The organism is Sporosalibacterium faouarense, from assembly GCF_016765695.1.
GTDB classification, from domain to species: Bacteria; Bacillota; Clostridia; order Tissierellales; family VENL01; genus Sporosalibacterium; species Sporosalibacterium faouarense.
In genome coordinates this window covers 1-17,777 of record NZ_JAETGO010000027.1, presented here as the reverse complement: position 1 = coordinate 17,777, position 17,777 = coordinate 1, and the positions used below count along the sequence as shown (strand labels likewise).

The 17,777-nt window shown below is 28.9% G+C and carries 18 protein-coding genes and 1 other RNA gene; 7 read left to right on the top strand and 12 right to left on the bottom strand.

What is annotated here, in order from left to right; translation table 11 throughout:
* Positions 1–84 precede the first annotated feature (84 nt).
* Positions 85–1,629, top strand: a complete 1,545-nt coding sequence (gene spoVB / locus JMO20_RS04220) for a stage V sporulation protein B (RefSeq protein WP_202708290.1) — start codon at positions 85–87, stop codon at positions 1,627–1,629.
* 129 nt (positions 1,630–1,758) lie between these two features.
* Here the strand turns inward: spoVB and JMO20_RS04215 are convergent, their stop codons facing one another.
* From JMO20_RS04215 to JMO20_RS04195, 6 genes are all read right to left on the bottom strand, one after another.
* Entirely contained in the window at positions 1,759–2,979 is a 1,221-nt protein-coding gene (locus tag JMO20_RS04215) for an EAL domain-containing protein (RefSeq protein WP_202708289.1), read from the bottom strand.
* 169 nt (positions 2,980–3,148) lie between these two features.
* Positions 3,149–3,320: non-coding RNA, 6S RNA (gene ssrS / locus JMO20_RS04210), on the bottom strand.
* Positions 3,321–3,521: 201 nt separating this feature from the next.
* Complete coding sequence (locus tag JMO20_RS20265) at positions 3,522–3,644, bottom strand: hypothetical protein (RefSeq protein ID WP_279380051.1); 123 nt, start codon at positions 3,642–3,644, stop codon at positions 3,522–3,524.
* A gap of 236 nt (positions 3,645–3,880) precedes the next feature.
* Positions 3,881–5,653 carry an ATP-dependent zinc metalloprotease FtsH gene (gene ftsH / locus JMO20_RS04205; protein ID WP_202708288.1) on the bottom strand — a complete coding sequence of 591 codons (1,773 nt, stop codon included), beginning with the start codon at positions 5,651–5,653 and terminating at the stop codon, positions 3,881–3,883.
* Positions 5,654–5,816: 163 nt separating this feature from the next.
* Positions 5,817–6,110, bottom strand: a complete 294-nt coding sequence (locus tag JMO20_RS04200) for a Spy/CpxP family protein refolding chaperone (protein WP_202708287.1) — start codon at positions 6,108–6,110, stop codon at positions 5,817–5,819.
* Positions 6,111–6,201: 91 nt separating this feature from the next.
* Entirely contained in the window at positions 6,202–6,942 is a 741-nt protein-coding gene (locus JMO20_RS04195; RefSeq protein ID WP_202708286.1) for a class I SAM-dependent methyltransferase, read from the bottom strand.
* Positions 6,943–7,151: 209 nt separating this feature from the next.
* On the opposite strand from JMO20_RS04195, the gene JMO20_RS04190 reads away from it, so the two are divergent.
* Positions 7,152–7,904: a hypothetical protein gene (locus JMO20_RS04190; RefSeq protein WP_202708285.1), complete on the top strand. Its 753-nt coding sequence runs from the start codon at positions 7,152–7,154 to the stop codon at positions 7,902–7,904.
* A 250-nt stretch (positions 7,905–8,154) separates the two neighbouring features.
* Here JMO20_RS04190 and JMO20_RS04185 read toward each other — a convergent pair whose 3' ends face one another.
* Complete coding sequence (locus JMO20_RS04185; RefSeq protein ID WP_202708284.1) at positions 8,155–8,409, bottom strand: hypothetical protein; 255 nt, start codon at positions 8,407–8,409, stop codon at positions 8,155–8,157.
* A gap of 134 nt (positions 8,410–8,543) precedes the next feature.
* On the opposite strand from JMO20_RS04185, the gene JMO20_RS04180 reads away from it, so the two are divergent.
* Positions 8,544–9,329, top strand: a complete 786-nt coding sequence (locus tag JMO20_RS04180; protein WP_202708283.1) for a lytic transglycosylase domain-containing protein — start codon at positions 8,544–8,546, stop codon at positions 9,327–9,329.
* Here the strand turns inward: JMO20_RS04180 and JMO20_RS04175 are convergent.
* Positions 9,326–9,535, bottom strand: coding sequence for a hypothetical protein (locus JMO20_RS04175; RefSeq protein WP_202708282.1), 210 nt, complete (start codon positions 9,533–9,535; stop codon positions 9,326–9,328). The genes JMO20_RS04180 and JMO20_RS04175 overlap by 4 nt on opposite strands.
* Before the next feature lie 297 nt (positions 9,536–9,832).
* Here JMO20_RS04175 and JMO20_RS04170 point away from each other — a divergent pair, with 297 nt between their 5' ends.
* The 3 genes from JMO20_RS04170 to JMO20_RS04160 all read left to right on the top strand — a co-directional run bounded on the left by JMO20_RS04170 (position 9,833) and on the right by JMO20_RS04160 (position 10,780).
* On the top strand, positions 9,833–10,018 hold the full coding sequence (locus JMO20_RS04170; protein WP_202708281.1) for a small, acid-soluble spore protein, alpha/beta type: 186 nt from the start codon (positions 9,833–9,835) through the stop codon (positions 10,016–10,018).
* A 269-nt stretch (positions 10,019–10,287) separates the two neighbouring features.
* Positions 10,288–10,506 carry a hypothetical protein gene (locus JMO20_RS04165; RefSeq protein ID WP_202708280.1) on the top strand — a complete coding sequence of 73 codons (219 nt, stop codon included), beginning with the start codon at positions 10,288–10,290 and terminating at the stop codon, positions 10,504–10,506.
* Between the two features lie 136 nt (positions 10,507–10,642).
* Positions 10,643–10,780: a hypothetical protein gene (locus JMO20_RS04160; RefSeq protein ID WP_202708279.1), complete on the top strand. Its 138-nt coding sequence runs from the start codon at positions 10,643–10,645 to the stop codon at positions 10,778–10,780.
* 46 nt (positions 10,781–10,826) lie between these two features.
* On the opposite strand, the gene JMO20_RS04155 is transcribed toward JMO20_RS04160, so the two are convergent.
* Entirely contained in the window at positions 10,827–11,723 is an 897-nt protein-coding gene (locus JMO20_RS04155) for an RluA family pseudouridine synthase (protein ID WP_202708278.1), read from the bottom strand.
* A gap of 122 nt (positions 11,724–11,845) precedes the next feature.
* Between JMO20_RS04155 and JMO20_RS04150 the strand changes: the two genes are divergently transcribed.
* Positions 11,846–12,664 (top strand): NAD(+)/NADH kinase, encoded by an 819-nt coding sequence (locus tag JMO20_RS04150; protein WP_202708277.1) that lies wholly within the window; start codon positions 11,846–11,848, stop codon positions 12,662–12,664.
* Here JMO20_RS04150 and JMO20_RS04145 read toward each other — a convergent pair.
* The 3 genes from JMO20_RS04145 to JMO20_RS04135 form a co-directional block, all read right to left on the bottom strand.
* Positions 12,661–13,857 carry an O-antigen ligase family protein gene (locus JMO20_RS04145; protein ID WP_202708276.1) on the bottom strand — a complete coding sequence of 399 codons (1,197 nt, stop codon included), beginning with the start codon at positions 13,855–13,857 and terminating at the stop codon, positions 12,661–12,663. The genes JMO20_RS04150 and JMO20_RS04145 overlap by 4 nt on opposite strands.
* 294 nt (positions 13,858–14,151) lie before the next feature.
* Positions 14,152–15,963: an oligoendopeptidase F gene (gene pepF, locus JMO20_RS04140; protein ID WP_202708275.1), complete on the bottom strand. Its 1,812-nt coding sequence runs from the start codon at positions 15,961–15,963 to the stop codon at positions 14,152–14,154.
* Positions 15,964–16,166: 203 nt separating this feature from the next.
* Positions 16,167–17,582, bottom strand: a complete 1,416-nt coding sequence (locus tag JMO20_RS04135; RefSeq protein ID WP_202708274.1) for a YfcC family protein — start codon at positions 17,580–17,582, stop codon at positions 16,167–16,169.
* Between the last annotated feature and the right edge of the window lie 195 nt (positions 17,583–17,777).

The window sequence follows — 17,777 nt, the reverse complement described above, 5'->3', positions numbered from 1 at the left end:
ACTTTTGAATATCTATATAGAAATGTTTATAAGTTATATTTCATTATTATTTATATAACTTTACTAGATTAATGAGGTGATAACTTGAAAAAATCAAGCTTTTTATATGGGGCATTTATATTAGCCATAGTAAATTTTATTGTTAGAGCATTAGGTTTTAGCTATAAGATTATACTTTCAAAGATAATTGGTGCTGAAGGTATAGGATTATTTCAAATGGTTTTTCCAGTTCTTATGGTTTTTATAACTATTACCACAGCTGGAGTTCCTGTTGCAGTGTCAAGGATTGTAGCTAAGCATAATTCCCTTGGTAATCATAATGACATAAAGAAAACCTTTAAAGTTGCATTTGGTCTAACTTTTATAGTAGCTCTTATACTATCGTGTATCATCCTAGCATTTAGTAAGTTTATAAGTATAGAAATTTTAGAAAGCGAAAAGGTTTATCCTTCTGTTATACTTTTATCTCCAGCTATGTTATTTATATCTCTATCCTCTGTAATGCGAGGTTACTTTTATGGCTTAAAGAAGATTAATCCAGCTGGAATAGCTCAAATAATAGAACAAATAACAAGAATTTCATTTGTTTTGTTAGTAATCTATTTACTGTATCCTGTAAGCCCTAGACTAGGTGCTTTTATTGCTGTGTGTGGAGTTAGCGTAGGAGAGCTATTTGGACTTTTATGGTTAATATTAAATTATAAACTAGTTAATAGAAAAATGATAAATAGATCTATAAGTAGAATTTCTTCAATAGAAATACTTTCAAAGGTATCATTAATTGCTTTGCCCATAACTATCTCAAGAATTATTAATGTGGTTCTTCAAATGCTTAATGCTATTCTAATACCTCAGAGACTTGTAGCCGCAGGATTTACTAAGTCAGAAGCAATTTCAACCTTTGGTAGAGTTACAGGAATGACATTACCAATAATATTTCTACCCTTTATTGTAACTTCAGCGTTAGTTGTAAATATAATACCAAATTTATCAGAGGAATTAGCTTTAAAAAATTTTAGAACAATAAAAAGGAATATTTCTACATGCATTAGAATCACTTTATTCGTAGCTATCCCCCTCACCCTTTACTATGTTTTCTTTGCAAATTCTATAGCTAATTTCTTTTATAATGATCCTTTGGTAGGAAAATACATCGGTATAATGGGCTATGCTACTATTTTCTTGTCGTTACAACATACTATGTCAGGTATTTTACACGGTTTGGGCAAGGAAGTATATGCAACTATTAACTATGTAATTGGCATGAGCATACAATTAGCTTCTACATATTTTTTAGTTAGCAAACCTAGTTTAGGCATTAACGGTTTTTTTATAGGTTTTTTAGCATCTACATGTCTAATATGTTTATTACATTATATAGTGCTTAATAGATTTATAAATATTAAGCTAAGTATTAAGAATCACATAATTAAGCCTTTTTTATCTGCTGCTTTCTCTATAGTAGTAATGATGTTGCTGGGTATTTTTATGAAGGATTTAGGAATTAAAAACTATGTAGTATTCTTCTCATGTTTTTTATCTGGAGGTTTATCGTATATCTTAATTCTTCTTATAACAAAAGGGTTACCTCCTTTAATTACAGACAGATTGGGATTTAAAAAGTCATAGAATAGATATTAAAAATTATTTTGTATTTTGTATAAAAATAGTAGGTAAAAAAATACAGCTGATTAACAGCTGTTTGGGAACTAAAATATAAGCAAATTAGCAGACTTAACTTATATTTATATAATAAACTTATTTATTAACATTTTTAAGTGACTCCAGGATAGTGAGTATCGGAACAATCCCATGATATTCATTATCCTTGGAAACAATTACGTAATCATAGGTTCTTTCTTCTCTTCTTGACATAGCTAATTCAACTACTTTCTTTATTGAAGCTCTATAATCAACTGTTAAGGGCAATTTCAACATTATATCTTCTATATATTTTTCTTCTGTACCCTTAAATCCATCTTTAAGTAATCTAAAATAGAACTTATTTCTCATTATTAATCCAATTGGTTTATCATCCTCTACCACTACTAGTCCCTGTAATGTATGATGATTTACAAAAATTTCATTTACATCCTTTATCGTTGATGTTTTAACTATTGGAGTATCCTTTCGAGACATATTACCAATACAATAGTCGTTTAAATTTCCCTCTTTTAAAGTTGTCCCTTTAAAATTTAAGTCGCTTATTAACTCTAGTTTTCTAAAGTCTATGCTCTTAAAAATTTCTTCTTTTGGCTCCTGTAGAAGGTATCCTTGTCCATACTCTACGCCTAGTTCAATTAATGTCTTTAACTCATTTTCTGTTTCTATTCCTTCAGCAATTACCTTTATGCTTGTATTTTTAGAAAACTCGCAAAATGTCCTCATTAAATCTTGTTTAAATTTATTTTTATCTATATCTCTAACTAAGCTCATGTCTATTTTGATAAAATTTGGATGTGTCTCTGCTAATAAAACTAGTCCAGAATATCCTGACCCAGCATCATCCAAAGCAATCTGATATCCTTGTTCAGAATAATTATCTAATGCATCTCTAAGCTTCCTATAGTCACTAATTGCAGTATTTTCATTTATTTCAAAAATAATATCATAAGGATTTATATTGAAATCTTGTAATAGTAGTTTTGTAAATCCTTGTTTAAATTTCTTATCTTGTATAGTATTAGGGTCTATATTTATAAAAAGCTTTTTATCTCCTACCCTTGCTTGACTATTTTCTAATGCTTTTTGTCTACAAACCAGCTCTAAATCCCAAAGCATATCATATTCTCTAGCAGATTTAAAAAGGTTTAGTGGGCTAAAATAGTAAGAGTTTTGGGGACCTCTACTTAAAGCTTCATACCCTAATATATCCCCACTTTTCAGTCCAACAATTGGCTGATAAAGTGTTTTTATTTTTCTATTATCAATAATATCTTTAAACTCATAATACAAATTATGTTTAAGAGCCCCTTCCATAATAACCCTCCTAATATAATTAATGCTATTTACACTATACAATAATTTCTAAAAAAGTGTATTAAAAGGGTGTTAATATTATATTAATTAAAGAGCTAAATTTATTTAACTAATGTTAACAATTAACTTTTTTTCCAAAAAATAAAAATCCCTAAGCTAAAGCTTAGGGTAAACCCCCGTTATGTCGTCGCTCTTATAATTCACGCCCGCTTCTTAGCAGGTGGGTACTCTGCCTTCAATTTCTGAAGTCCTAATTAGGCATGACATACATTGAAGGACCCGAGTTCCCGATAATTCAATGTCGGTTGAATTATCAAGGCTAACGAACATCTCAGGATTGTTTTGTTGCTCTTATTATACTACAAAATACTGTTTTGTAAAAACCATTAATTTTACATTAACCTAAAAATCCTTCTATTATCTAGTGTTATGTAAACCATGTGAGCTTTTCCTCTATTTTTCAAGACTTGACTTTATATTGCTTTTCTTATTAGAACTATAAGTTTGTCTCTATCCCATGCTGTAATAACCTTTAGAGAGTTCTATAATGCAGCTATAAGTCTATCCATATCATTTGTATAGGCATACCACTTTGAGTCGTTATATAGCCCCTTAATGGCCTCTCTATCATAGTATTCGTCTTCTATGTATCTGATATTCCCCATTATTTTCAACTCCTTTTCTTTATATATTATGGAAGCATTTAATCATCATAAGTAATTTAATTGAGAAAATTAATAATTGCTTGACCAGTCAGGTACTCATTCCATGAATTCTTAATTATGATTTTATCATATTTTTTTAAGTTTAAATAATTCTATTTCACATCAAAAATCATCAAATAATATTTCAAGAGTTCTAATAAAATAAAAAAACTATGAGATTACATCCCATAGTTTCCTTAGTTTAAAGTCTCTTTATTTTCTATTATTTCGTTTAATTCATCTTCATTTATATTTTCAGTTTCTAACAATCTGTTTGTTATCTTATCAAGTAAATCTCTATTTTCTTCTAAAAGCTTTCTAGTCTTTTTATATTGGTCATCAATTAGAGATTTAACCCTTCCTTGAACATGGGCATTTGTTCCTGAGTTATGACCTAATAATACATCATAGTTCACTAGACCTGATTCACTATCCATACCTAGCCTACTTATCATAGTTAGAGCCATGTCAGTAGCCTTCTCTATGTCATTTGAAGCTCCTGTAGTAATCATATCCTTACCAAAGATAATTTCTTCAGCAGCTCTACCTCCTAAGGCTATCATAATATTATTCATAATATCTCTCTTAGTTCTATACATTTTATCTGGTGGCAGGTTCATACTGAATCCTCCTGCACCTTTGGTACTTGGTATTATTGTTACTTTTGTAACCCTGTTTTCTGGAGATACAAGCTTAGTTACTAAAGCATGTCCAGATTCATGATAAGCAGTGATTTTTTTGTCTGAGAGAGAAATTGCACTTCTATCCTTTTTCTCTTCTCCAGCTACAACTGTATAATATGCTTTATCAATATGGATCATAGTAATCTTTTCTTCATTCCTCTTAGCAGCAATCATAGCAGATTCATTCATTAGATTTTCTAATTTAGCTCCACTAAAGTATACAGTTTGATAAGCTACTTTTCCTAAATCAACATCCTTAGAAACAGGTTTATTTCTACTGTGAAGTTTTAATATTTTATGTCTAGCATTTACATCTGGTAAACCTACCTCGATCTGTCTATCAAATCTACCAGGTCTTAGTAAAGCTTCATCCAAGGTATCTATTCTATTTGTTGCTCCGACAACTACTATTCCTTCGCTTCCTTTGAATCCTGACATTTCAGTTAATAAAGCATTTAGTGTTCTGTCACTTTCATCATTACCACTACCAGATGCTCCCCCTCTTCTCTTTTTACCTAATGCATCAATTTCATCTATGAAAATAACACATTTCTCTGATTCCCTTGCTTTTTTAAATAAGCTTCTTATTCTACTAGCTCCAAGTCCTGCATAAACTTGAATAAAATCAGATCCAGTAACTGCAAAGAAAGGAACCTTTGCTTCTCCAGCTAATGCCTTTGCCAATAATGTCTTTCCTGTTCCAGGAGGTCCGTATAACATAACACCCCTAGGCATTCTAGCACCGTATTTTTCATATTTTTCAGGTTTCTTTATGAAATCTACCATTTCTTTTAAGCTTTCCTTAACTTCTTCATTTCCCGCTACATCGTCAAAAGTAATTACTGATGAATTGTTACCATCATCATCAATATTGGACATTTTAGTAATTTCTTTCTCAGCTTGCTTTGGAGAATTCTTATTCAAGAAATAAGCAATTCCAGCAAATCCTAGAATTACAAATATAAAAGTACCAATATCTTTTATTGATGTATTACCACTATTCTCTTCAACAGTAACTCCAGACATTAAGAGCTTCTCTTTAAACCCTTCTGTTCTTGGATTATCTGTTTTGAAATACTTTCCATTTTTTAATGTCCCAGTTATTTTCTCGTTATCACTTAAAAATACTTTGTTGATTTCTCCTATGTCCACTTTATCCAAAAATTCCGTATATGAATAATCTGTATATTCTTTTTTATTATTTAATGTAAAGTGTATTCCCAATGAAGTTATTATAGCTATCAAAATTACAATAGCTAATATTTTTTTCTTTTTTGTCAACTTCATTCTTATCACCCTTCCTAGTTTACATAATGTCGGAAGATATATTATAGCATAAATTTATGATTTTGTCTAATTTTAGTACTTCTAATCTATCATATATTCCAATTCAATATTTTATGTAAAATAAAAGGCACACGAAAGTGTGCCTTCCTTAAATTATCTAAACTTATTCCGATTCCTTAAATGCCTGTAGTAATTTATCTAATTTCTTAGCTTGATTCTCATTTAACATAGGACGAATACGTTCCAGTTTTTTCATTCTCTTCTCAAACTCTTCTTCATCCATGTTTTCCTTCATTTGATCTTTAAATTTAATTATCTCAACAAAAATATCATCTTCAGATTTTCCATCATATTTCTTAGCCAAGTCTTTTAATTTACTTAACTGCTCATCAGTTGGGTTTAACTTATCCTTGAGTTTGTCTATTACTTTTTCAACTTTATCATTGTTTTCACTCACTATATCTCCCCCCTTACTTTTATACATAAATCTATATGTATAAAAGTAAGGATATATTACTGAAACTATATAAATTCTTATCTAAGACAAGCTACTTTTCTGCAACTACTATTAAAGGATATGATTCACTATTAAACTTACTTCCATTAAAATCTCCGTAAAAATTAATTTTATTAAATCCACAATCTTTTAACATATTATTAAACACATTACTTCTCAATGGTAAAAGAGGAACTGAATTGTCATATCCCTTAGCTTCTCCGTCTCTATCTATTAATATCTTTGTATTGAAATACATCTTGTCTTCTTTAAGATTGTAATCATATTTTCTAATAAACTTAACGCCTTCTTCTTCTCTATCAATTGTTGGAAGACATTCTAAATCATATTTAAAAATTCTATCATAGTTAATAATCTGAATCACTAACTTACCTTTTTCCTTTAACATTTCATTTATAAGTTTTAACTCACTAATTACATCTTCATAGCTCTGAAGGTGTACAAGAGAATTTCCAATACAATATATTAAATCAAACGTAGTATTAAATATCTCTTTAATATCTCTCATATCTGCCACCCTAAAATCTATTTCATTCTCAAACTCAGCTGACTTTTCCTTAGCAATTCTTATCATATCTTCATCTAAGTCAATACCCGATACCTTGTGTCCTAGCTTTGCCAGTTCAATTGAATAGCTCCCTGTACCACAGGCTATATCTAAAACACTTACTGGTTCTTCACCTTCAATTTTATCTAACATAAAGTCTAACTTTACTTTTGAATAAGGAAAAATAATATCGTAGTATTTACTTAACTCTTCATAGAACCCCATCTAATCACTCCTTAAATTTTCTATTATAATTATACCCTTATCATTGAGAAAATTACATATTAAAATTCTTATAAGATTATATTTGATTTAGTAACTATGTACTTCTTCATTATTAAAATAAATTACTAGTAACAAAATTTATGTGAATTTCATAGTATAATATACAGATCATTTTGTTATGAAATTATTTGAAATTAGGAGGCATAATGGTGAGCGAAAAAGCTTTAGTTCCTTCAAAGGAAAATAAATCAATTCTACAGAATAATTTTATTATTCTACTATTACCCTTACTTTTATTATTTATAGAAAAGGATTCAAAAAACAGTCCCTTTAAAAGTATCTTAGAACCAATTAATAACACTATAAAATCTCTAGATCTTAATAATACTTTTAAGTCTTTAAATCTTAATAATACTTTTAAATCTTTAAATCTTGAAAATATCTCTAAAACATTCGATCCTAGAACAATAGCTCCCAAAATTGAGGTTTTAAAAAAAGTTGGTCCTTATCTACCAGAAAATCATATACCTACGGTAAATAATCTAGTGCTTACTTTTGAGAAAGTCAATAGGATTATGTCATTAGTAGACTTTGTTTCTACATCGAATTCATATGAACCGATTTATTCTGCTGAGGTAACTAGTAATAAAGAAAGATTAGCAAATATTATTAACGTACTTAAGGATGAAATTCCAGATGATAAAGCTAAAACTATTAGACCAATTTTAGATATCGTCACTAATACTGATAAAGTTAAAAGCGTTGTAAATGTTGCTTCTAGCGTATTAAATCCTTCAAAGAAAAGTCGATTTTCTATTGAAGACATAATTGAACTTGCTTTACCCTTCTTAGAAGGGAATAAAAATTTTAATAAAGATAAGGTAAAAGAAGTTATGGGTATGGTAGAGATGCTTAAGTTACTTAATGATGATGACGACAAAGACAAAGAAAGTAAAGAATAAAATATTTTTTATTACAATGTTTACATTTTTATTACGTTACTGTGACAATGGAATTATCTTCCTTATCATATGATATAATATTTAATATAAGAATAAGGGAGATGGTATTATGAATGTACTTATCATTATTATTGCATTTCTAATATATTTAGGCGTTGAAGTTTTGAATTTCGAGACAAAAAAACACATAAAGACAGATAAGAGCTAATCTGTGCCAGTTATATACGAGCTTTTATCTGTCTTTATTTTTTTATTCTAAAATATCTTTATAGCTTAATATAGTAATAAGATCCACAGTGTGATTGTCTTGATTATGAATAATACTAATGTTTTCTGCTTTGCCCAGGTCTTTTCTACCTACTAAATATCTTCCTAATATCTCTTTAGCTACATCACTATTAGCTTCGCTATAATGTTGAAAGAAATCTTCTTCATTGAACTTTAATTCTAAATTATATATCCCATTACTTCTTCTTGTTCTTATTTCCTTAAATTTGTTAAGCATAAATCCACTCCTCATTATATAAATATTATTTCCTTTTTCTCAACTCAAATTTCTTTCAAAATATGGATGTATATAAATTAAAAATTTGGACATACTAATCTAATGTAATTTTTTAAATGTATAAGGAGATTGTTATGAAAATTAAAATTAGGTTAGTTTTATGCTTATTTATTATTATTTTTCTATTTTTTATTGGTTCATTGAAAAAACCATTATTGTCTATTAAATATAATTCAACTGAATCAAAAGAAAATGAAAATCAAGAATCATCAAAATCAAATATAATAATTTATAATGATATTTCTGATATTAATAAGTGTATAAACGAAGTAAAGAAAGAAAATAAAAATATTTCAATAAATTCTATAACGATGTTATCTGAAGAAAATATTAAGAGAATACCTAGTAAAACTAATATGGTGGCATTAAAAAATGGAAGTATTAAAAGTACTAACCAACAGATTTCAAATATTATAAACTCTACTCCTCTATCTTTAGAAACCGCTGAAGTTGTAGCAGAGTATTGTGCTAAATTAGATATACCAATTTCTCTAGTGTTAGCCCTTATAGATCTAGAAAGTGATTTTAATCAATATGAAGTTGGAGCAGATAATGATAGAGGTTATTGCCAGATTATTCCTAGCACCGAAAAATGGTTAGCTGAAACCTATGGTTACATATTGGACTTAAAATACGATTCTGATAAAATTTTTGAACCACAATATAACATCGGTTTAGGTATGCTATATCTACATATTTTAAAAAATGCATATGGAGAAAACTATCATAAAATTCTATCTGAGTATAATCGCGGCATTTATAATTTAAAGAAATATTATAATGAACATGGCACTTATGTTACTAGTTATTCTAGAGGCATAATAAGTCGAGAAAAAAAGTATTTACAGCTAAATAATTAGTGTTTCGTTTTATCATATTCCTTTGCAAGGAGCTCATCTATTGTATTTTCTATGAGCTTCTTGTATTCTTTTTTAGATTTAATCCTGCTAATACAATAATACTTCATGTCACTATTTAATTTGTTATTATAAAGAATATCATTATAATCCTCAAGCTCTTGTTCTACTTGCCTAAGCTTATGATTCCACTTCTTTATTAAGTCCAATATTATCACTCCATTTTATCATTTATCTAGGTATATAATTTTTATTTGTCAATAGTAACCACACTTAAATAAGTCCTTATAGCAATTTGATATTATATCAGCAAGACATCCTAACAATAATGATTTAATCATTTAGATTATTTTTCTCAATTTGGAATACTAAAATTCTAGGACATTACTATATGAAGAAATTGTCTATTTATAAATTAAATATATTTCTTTATAAATTTTAGCATGCAATTTTCTCAAATAAATATTTCATTTTTTATCATACTAATAATATGAGGAGGTGAAACTTTGAGTAGAAAAAATAATATAGCGCCAGAAGCAAGAAAGGCTCTTAATCAGTTCAAAATAGAAATGTCTAGTGAAATTGGTTTAAATACCGAGTCGAAGGATGGAAAAAATATTAATACTGTAGTCATGGACGCCTATAAAGATAGAATGTCATATGAAAACTATGGTGATGATTACAACGACTAGATAAGTCATTATTTAAGAAGATTGGATATTTACAAATTAGATATATTCTTGTATAAAAATTTAACAAGGAATTCCTTTAATTAAAAATATTGTATCTTTTTCATCTTTTATAGCAAAATATTGAATAATTTAGCGAATTTAAGTATCTTGACCTATTTAATTTTTACCTTAAATACTATATTAATAGAGTAAGGGGATTTTACTCTATTAATATAGTATTTAGAATGGACAAGTTTATTCATGTTTAATTTAATGAGGGGGAGAATATTGTGGATAGTTGTATGAGAAAGGTTCAGATTAAAACAAATGATGGTTTAGTTTATTTTGGAGATTTAATTGAACAAAATTCTTTAGAAATTATTATTAATAATACTACTTTTATGATAGAGGGTAATAATTCTGTTAAATATGATTATATTAACAAGATAAACTTTTCTAGAAAAGCTTCCTTAAAAAGAAAAAACATAATCTGGTTTACAAAAATATAGATGAACTATGCATTTTTACTCTACCTCAATTTTTTTATTATTATTCGTTAAAAATTTGTCAATCATTATGATTTTATGCTATAATATAGCTATAATATTGAAGATATTAATCTATTTTTAACAGGGAGGGATTTTGATGTGTAGTAAGGAAGATAAATGTATATGTCCAGTTAAAGATTGTCAATATCATAACGAATGTGAAAAGTGTATTTCTCATCATCTCGGAAAGAAGGTCCCTGTATACTGTATAAAAGAGACTATGAAAAGACAATAACATATTTCTTTATAAAACAAAGGATAAGAAATCAGTTTTCGATTTCTTATCCTAACTTATCTATAGCCTCTTGTATATCTTTTGGTAATGAGGCCTTAACCTCTAGCCTTTCTCCAGTTCTAGGAGAGTTAAACTTTAATGAATATGAATGTAGAGCTTGCCTAGCTATAACTGTACTGGGCTTATTGTACAATACATCTCCTATTACAGGATGACCAATATATTTCATATGAACTCGAATCTGATGAGTTCTTCCAGTAAATATTTGTGCTTCTAGAAGACTAGTATTTTTAAATTTCTGTACTGCTTTATATTCCGTAATTGATGGCTTTCCATCTTCTGTTACAATGTTTCTAATTGTATCATTCTTATCCTTACCTATAGGCTCATTTATTACCCCTATATCTTCATCAACCCTTCCTTCCACTAAGACCAAATATTTTTTCTCTACTGTATCATCATCAAATTGCTTAGACATTTGCTGATGTCCAAATGGATTCTTAGCCACTATTACGATTCCAGATGTATCCATATCTAATCTATTGACAAATCTTATTTTCTTTTTAATACTTTTTTCTTTAAAGTAATAAGCAATTCCATTGGCCAATGTATTTGAAGTATGACTCTTAGTAGAGTGTACAACTACACCAGGTTCCTTATTTATGAAAATCAAATCATTATCCTCATATATAATATCAAGTTTCATCTTTTCTGGCTTGTAATTATGCTGTTCATCTTCCATAATTATGACTATAACATCATCTTTTTTTATAGCTCTTTTTTTATTTGCCTTTTCCCCATTATGTAAAATCCTTTTATTCTTATAAAGTTTTCTAAATAGTCTACCTGATATATCTAAATCATTTTTTAGAACATCTTCTAATTTCTCATTATTAGACTTAACAGTATATACTAAAGTACTTTCATTTTCTTTTAAATTCAAATTTTCACCCCTAGTTTTCTAATCTGTGTTAATGATGTATAATATATGTGTATATAATATATATTATAACTCATTTATTACATTTTTCATAATCATACTTAATACTGTTGGAGGGAATTATATTGACTAATTGTAATTTAAATAATCACATTATTAATATTATACATAATAATGATAAAGAGTCGATAAAAACTGCTGAAGAGCTAGCAAAAAAATTAAAATCACATGGATATCAAGTTTCAAATACCTATGACTATTGTGCAGAATTAAACATTTGTATAGGAGGAGATGGAGCTTTTCTAAGGGCTGTTCATAATTATTCTTTTCCAGATATACCTTTTGTAGGCGTTAACACTGGTCATCTTGGTTTTTTTCAAGAAATATCACCAAGTGATTTAGATAACTTTATAGAATCCTATAAGAAAAAAGATTATACCATGGAAGAAATCTATTTAGTAGAAGCCATAATCTGTACTAGAACAAGTTGCATAGAGCTTGTGGGCATAAATGAAATAGTCATAAAAGGTATCAATTCTAAAGTAATTCATATGAACGTATCTATAGCAGATAATTACCTAGAAAGATTTAGTGGTGATGGCCTAATAATATCAACACCAACAGGAAGTACTGCTTATAGCTATTCTGCTGGTGGGAGTATAATATTCCCTACCTTAAAAGTACTTCAAATAACCCCTTTAGCACCAATTAGCTCAAAGGTTTATCGTTCATTAACCACCAGTGCTATTGTTCAACATGATATGGTTATTAAGGTAAATCCAGAATATAGAGATGAGAATTCAATCCTTATGGTCGTAGATGGAATTCAACATAAATATGATAATATAGTTGAAATAAACCTAAAGCTCTCAGACATGACAATAAATAAACTTACCCTAGACCCCCATAATTTCTGGTGGAATCTAAAAGATAAGTTTATCTAAACTTCTGCAGATTTCATATTCATGTGAGGAGCTTTATTCCCAAGATTAATCCCTACTAGTAACCATATAAATACGTCTATTTGTTCAAGTAAGGGTACTGCATCAACAATACCATATATTAAAAGCGATACGAAGAATATAAATGAGATAGTTGATATAATATTTCTATTAGAAGTATTGTTAAATGCTTCTAATTTTATTTTTTTCCATATTAATCTACTCAAGTATACGTATGCTCCTAGTCCTATAACTCCTCCCTCAACCAATATTTGTAAATATAAATTATGAGCATGGGATACATACCAAGTTATTTTATCTGAATAAGTATGTATTTCATACCATGAAGTTCCTTTTCCTATGCCCAATAAAATATTCTCTTTTATTATTTTTACCGATGCTTTCCAAACTTCTAATCTGTATGAAATACTAGAGTCTGTTAATAATTTATTAGCCGACAACCTTCCTGCTTCTGTAAAATAATCAAAGCACACTAAAGCCATGACTACAATAAATGTATATTTAATATATGATTTCTCATATAAACTTGCAATCCCAAGAGCAATACATAAGGATATCCATCCTCCTCTTGAATAAGTTAATAATAAACTTGTTAGAGCTATGGCAACTGTAGCGTAGCTATATATCTTTAACCTATTATTCTCTAAATATATAGTTACAGTAAACCCTGTAATTATTACTAAATTTAAAAAAGCTGATAATATATTTGGATTATAGAATGTTGAAAAAACTCTAAAGTTTATAGTATAAGTTCCTTGGTCAATCCAACTATCAGGCATACCACCAATTCCTGTAATAAATTGAATTAGACCAATAATTGATACTATAAATCCTAGTCCTAATATTATTATTATTACTTCATTCATGTCCTTTTCTTTTATATATCTTCCAACTAAAATAATAAAAACCATTTTCATAATAAACAAAATAGTAAAGAAAATACTAATATACCATAGTTCAGAAACTATGGAAGAAGCAATCATAGAAATAGTAAGTAGTATAAGCTCTTTTCTACTCATTATATCCTTTATAATAAATTCTCCTTCATTAAATCTAACAATAAACAAGAGTAAAAACACCAACGGTATAAAGGATAGTAAGGGAAATAATCCAACTACTATTAATAGAGAATATATAGTTAATTTAATAGTTTTTTCACTACTTAGTCTTTTCATTGTATGACCCTCATTTTCTTGATACTCTAAATATTAATTTTATAATCTTTTTAAGAATTATGCAATATAAAGAGTAAGAATGTTAGATATATGATACTAAAGATGCATCTAAGTTATTTTTTGTCTAGCTATCAATTATATTTTTTTATAATATTGTTAAATAGAAATAAGTAGATATAAACAATATTAGGGCAGATATTCAAAAGAATAACCACCCTAATTATTAACATGAATCATTTTCATAAACTATATAATTCTAAGCAAGACTTTTCTGTAATTTCTTTGAAACTACTCCTACTCAGCCATTAATTTTTCCATCTCATCAACTAATTCTCCAAATAGCTTCAATGCATCATCAACTGGCTGTGGGCTCGTCATATCCACTCCAGCCTTTTTAAGAACATTTATTGGATAGTCGGAGCTTCCACTACTTAGGAAGCCTATATACTTATCTAAAGCCTTCTCTTCGCCATTTAAAATTTTCTGTGCTAATGCTACTGCTGCTGAAAAACCAGTAGCATATTGGAAAACATAAAAGTTGTAGTAAAAATGGGGTATTCTTGCCCATTCCATAGCTATTTCTTCATCTATTACCATATCTGAACCATAGTATTTTTCGTTTAATTCCTTATATATATTGCTTAGTTTATCTGATGTTATAGATTCTCCCTTTTCAGCCTCTTCATGTATCAATTTTTCAAACTCAGCAAACATAGTTTGCCTATACACAGTTCCTCTAAATTGCTCTAAGTAGTGATTTAATAAGTATAGCTTCTCATTCTTATCATTAGTGTTTTTAAGCATATAGTCCATTAAAAGTGCTTCATTGGCAGTTGAGGCAACCTCTGCAACAAAAATACTATATCCTCCATATACATATGGCTGATTCTCTCTCGAATAGTAGCTATGTAATGAATGACCCATCTCATGAGCTAATGTGAATACATTATCTAGCGTATCTTGATAGTTTAGTAAAATAAATGGATTTGAATCATAAGTGCCCCATGAATATGCTCCACTTCTTTTACCCTTATTTTCATAAACATCTATCCAATTATTCTCTAGTCCTTCTTCTACCCTATTTAGATAATCTTTACCTAAAGGATTTAAGCCTTTTAAAACAATTTGCTGACCTTCATCATAAGGTATTTTCATTTCAACATTTTTAACTATAGGAGTGTATAAATCATACATATGTAGCTCATCTAACTTCAAAGCTTTTTTTCTTAATTTAACATATTTATGCATAGAATCAAGATTGTCATGAACTGCTTTAATTAAATTATCATATACTGATGTAGGTATATTATTTGTATCTAATGAAGCTTGTAGTGCTGAATCATATTTCCTTATTTTAGAATAGAAAATATTCTTTTTTATCTCTCCAGTTAAAGTAGATGCAAAAGTGTTTTTAAATCCTTCATAAGTCTTATATAACCCTTCAAAAGCTTCTTTTCTAACTCTTCTATCTTTACTCATCATTAGAGGAATAAACTTACCATGGGTTATTTCTACCGTCTCATCATCCTCATTTTTGATTTCTGGGAATTTAATATCAGCATTATTTAACATTGAGAAAGTATCTTCTGGCGAATTAGCAACATCACCAACTTGTGCTATTATGGCCTCCTCTGTGGGACTAAGTATATGTTCTCTTTTTCTTAATATTTCATCCAAGTAATGCTTATACTGCTTTAATTCCTGTTCATCTTCCATGAATTTCTCTAACTCTTCTTTGCTGAGTTTTAAAATCTCAGGAACAATAAAGGATAGTCGTTCTTCTACTTGGACCATTAAGCTCTTAGCTTTATCATTTAGCCCTTGATACTTGTCTTTTCTTGTATCTTCATCTAATCTCATTTTTGCATAAGTGAATATATTTTCAGACTTTCTTGAAATGTCTAATTTAAGCTCTATTACTTTTAATAAAGCTTTAGGATCTTGAGTTACATTCCCTTTGAACTCAGTAATTTCCTCTGATAATTTCTTTAATTCTTCAAAATCCTCTTCCCACCTTTTATCATTTCCATATAATGATGTTAGGTCCCACTTGTATTTTTCCTCAATATCCTTTCGCTCTAGTAATTGATTCTTTTTATCTGTCATTAATAATCAACTCCTTAAATAATATTCTTAATTTTAGCCATAAAATTATTTCTTGTGTAATTTATCAATTCTATATTGTATACATATGTAAATTTTACCACAATTCTGAATAATATAAACCCATTATTAATTATTTTTTTAATGTTTAAAAGGATACCTAAGGTATCCTCTTAATTAATGCAATATAAATTTAAAATATATTTTTAAAATACTACACCAACTACTAAAGCAGCGATTATTATTACCATCAATATAACCAATAGTTTCCACACATATCTAAGCCATCTATCATAAGGAAGCTTAGCTATTGCCAATCCACCCATAACCACAGCACTTGTAGGAGTTATCAAGTTAACTATACCCGATGCTGACTGGTAAGCTGTTATAACTATATCTCTAGCTACATTTGCAAAGTCTCCTAATGGTGCCATAATAGGCATAGACAAAGTGGCTAATCCTGATGTAGATGGAATCAAGAATGACAAAGGAATATAGAATAAATAAGTAAGTACAGCAAAAGCTATTGATCCTACATCTGCTAATGTATTCTCACCTAAATTTAATACTGTATCAGTTATCTTTCCTGAATTCATAACAACTGTTATACCTCTGGATACACCAACGATTAATGCTACTCCTAATAGATCTCTAGCTCCTGAAACAAAGGATGAGATTAGCTTTTTCTCTCCTAGTCCTGCAACTAAACCAATAATGATGGCTGAAACAAGGAATAGTGCAGTTAATTCACCAAACCACCACCATAAGGTAGGTATAGCTGTTATACCGATATCCTCAAATGGTATAACTCCAAAAACCATAATTAAAAAAGTTACTCCAAATAAGATTAAAATAAGTTTCCTTTTTCCAGTCAACTCAGGAAATTCATTTTCATCGTCCTTAGATAAAAAAGATTTCCTATTCTCTTCCCACATATCATGTACTATAGACTTTGATGGGTCTTTTTTCACTTTTTCCGCATATCTCATAACGAAAATTATTGCAGCCAATTCACCAACTATTAGAATAAGTAACCTTAACCCTATTCCTTGCCCAATAGAAACACCTGCAAATCCAGCTGCTATTCCTGTTGCAAATGGGTTAACAGTAGATCCTAGTACTCCAACTCCAGCTCCTAATAGTATAACTGAAACAGCTGTTACAGAATCATAGCCAGCTGCTATGAAAACAGGCAAGAGTAGTGGATAAAAGGCTATTGTCTCTTCTGCCATACCAAAGCTGGTACCTCCTAATCCAAAGAGTATCATTAGTATAGGAATCATCCATTTTTCATTACCTTTAAGAGTACTGGTTACTCTAGCAATTCCTGCATCTATTGCTCCAGTTTTCATAACAACTCCTAGAAAACCACCTATTACAATTACAAATAAAGCTACATCCTTAGCTTCATAAAATCCTTCTACTGGAGACATGACTACATCCCAAATACCTTGTTTTTCCTGATCCACGCTATGATAAGTTCCGGGTATTGGCTCTTTTTTAGCAGCTTCTGGATCTACATAATCATATTCACCAGCAGGCACTATCCATGTTAGCACTGCAACAATTATAATAATTAAAAACAAAATGGTATATGCACTTGGCATCTTAATACGTCCCATTTATTTCCCTCCTAGTTATTTAAGAAAATTATATTTTTAGTCTAGTTATAATTTCCCCAACAGGAGATAATTTATGAATTAAGCATAAAAATAAAGAATCCCATACTTATTAGGATTCTTTCAGCTCTAGTCATGTAAGCACCATAAAATCAATGATTCGATATCATTCATTTTATGATATAATATAAGTATGAT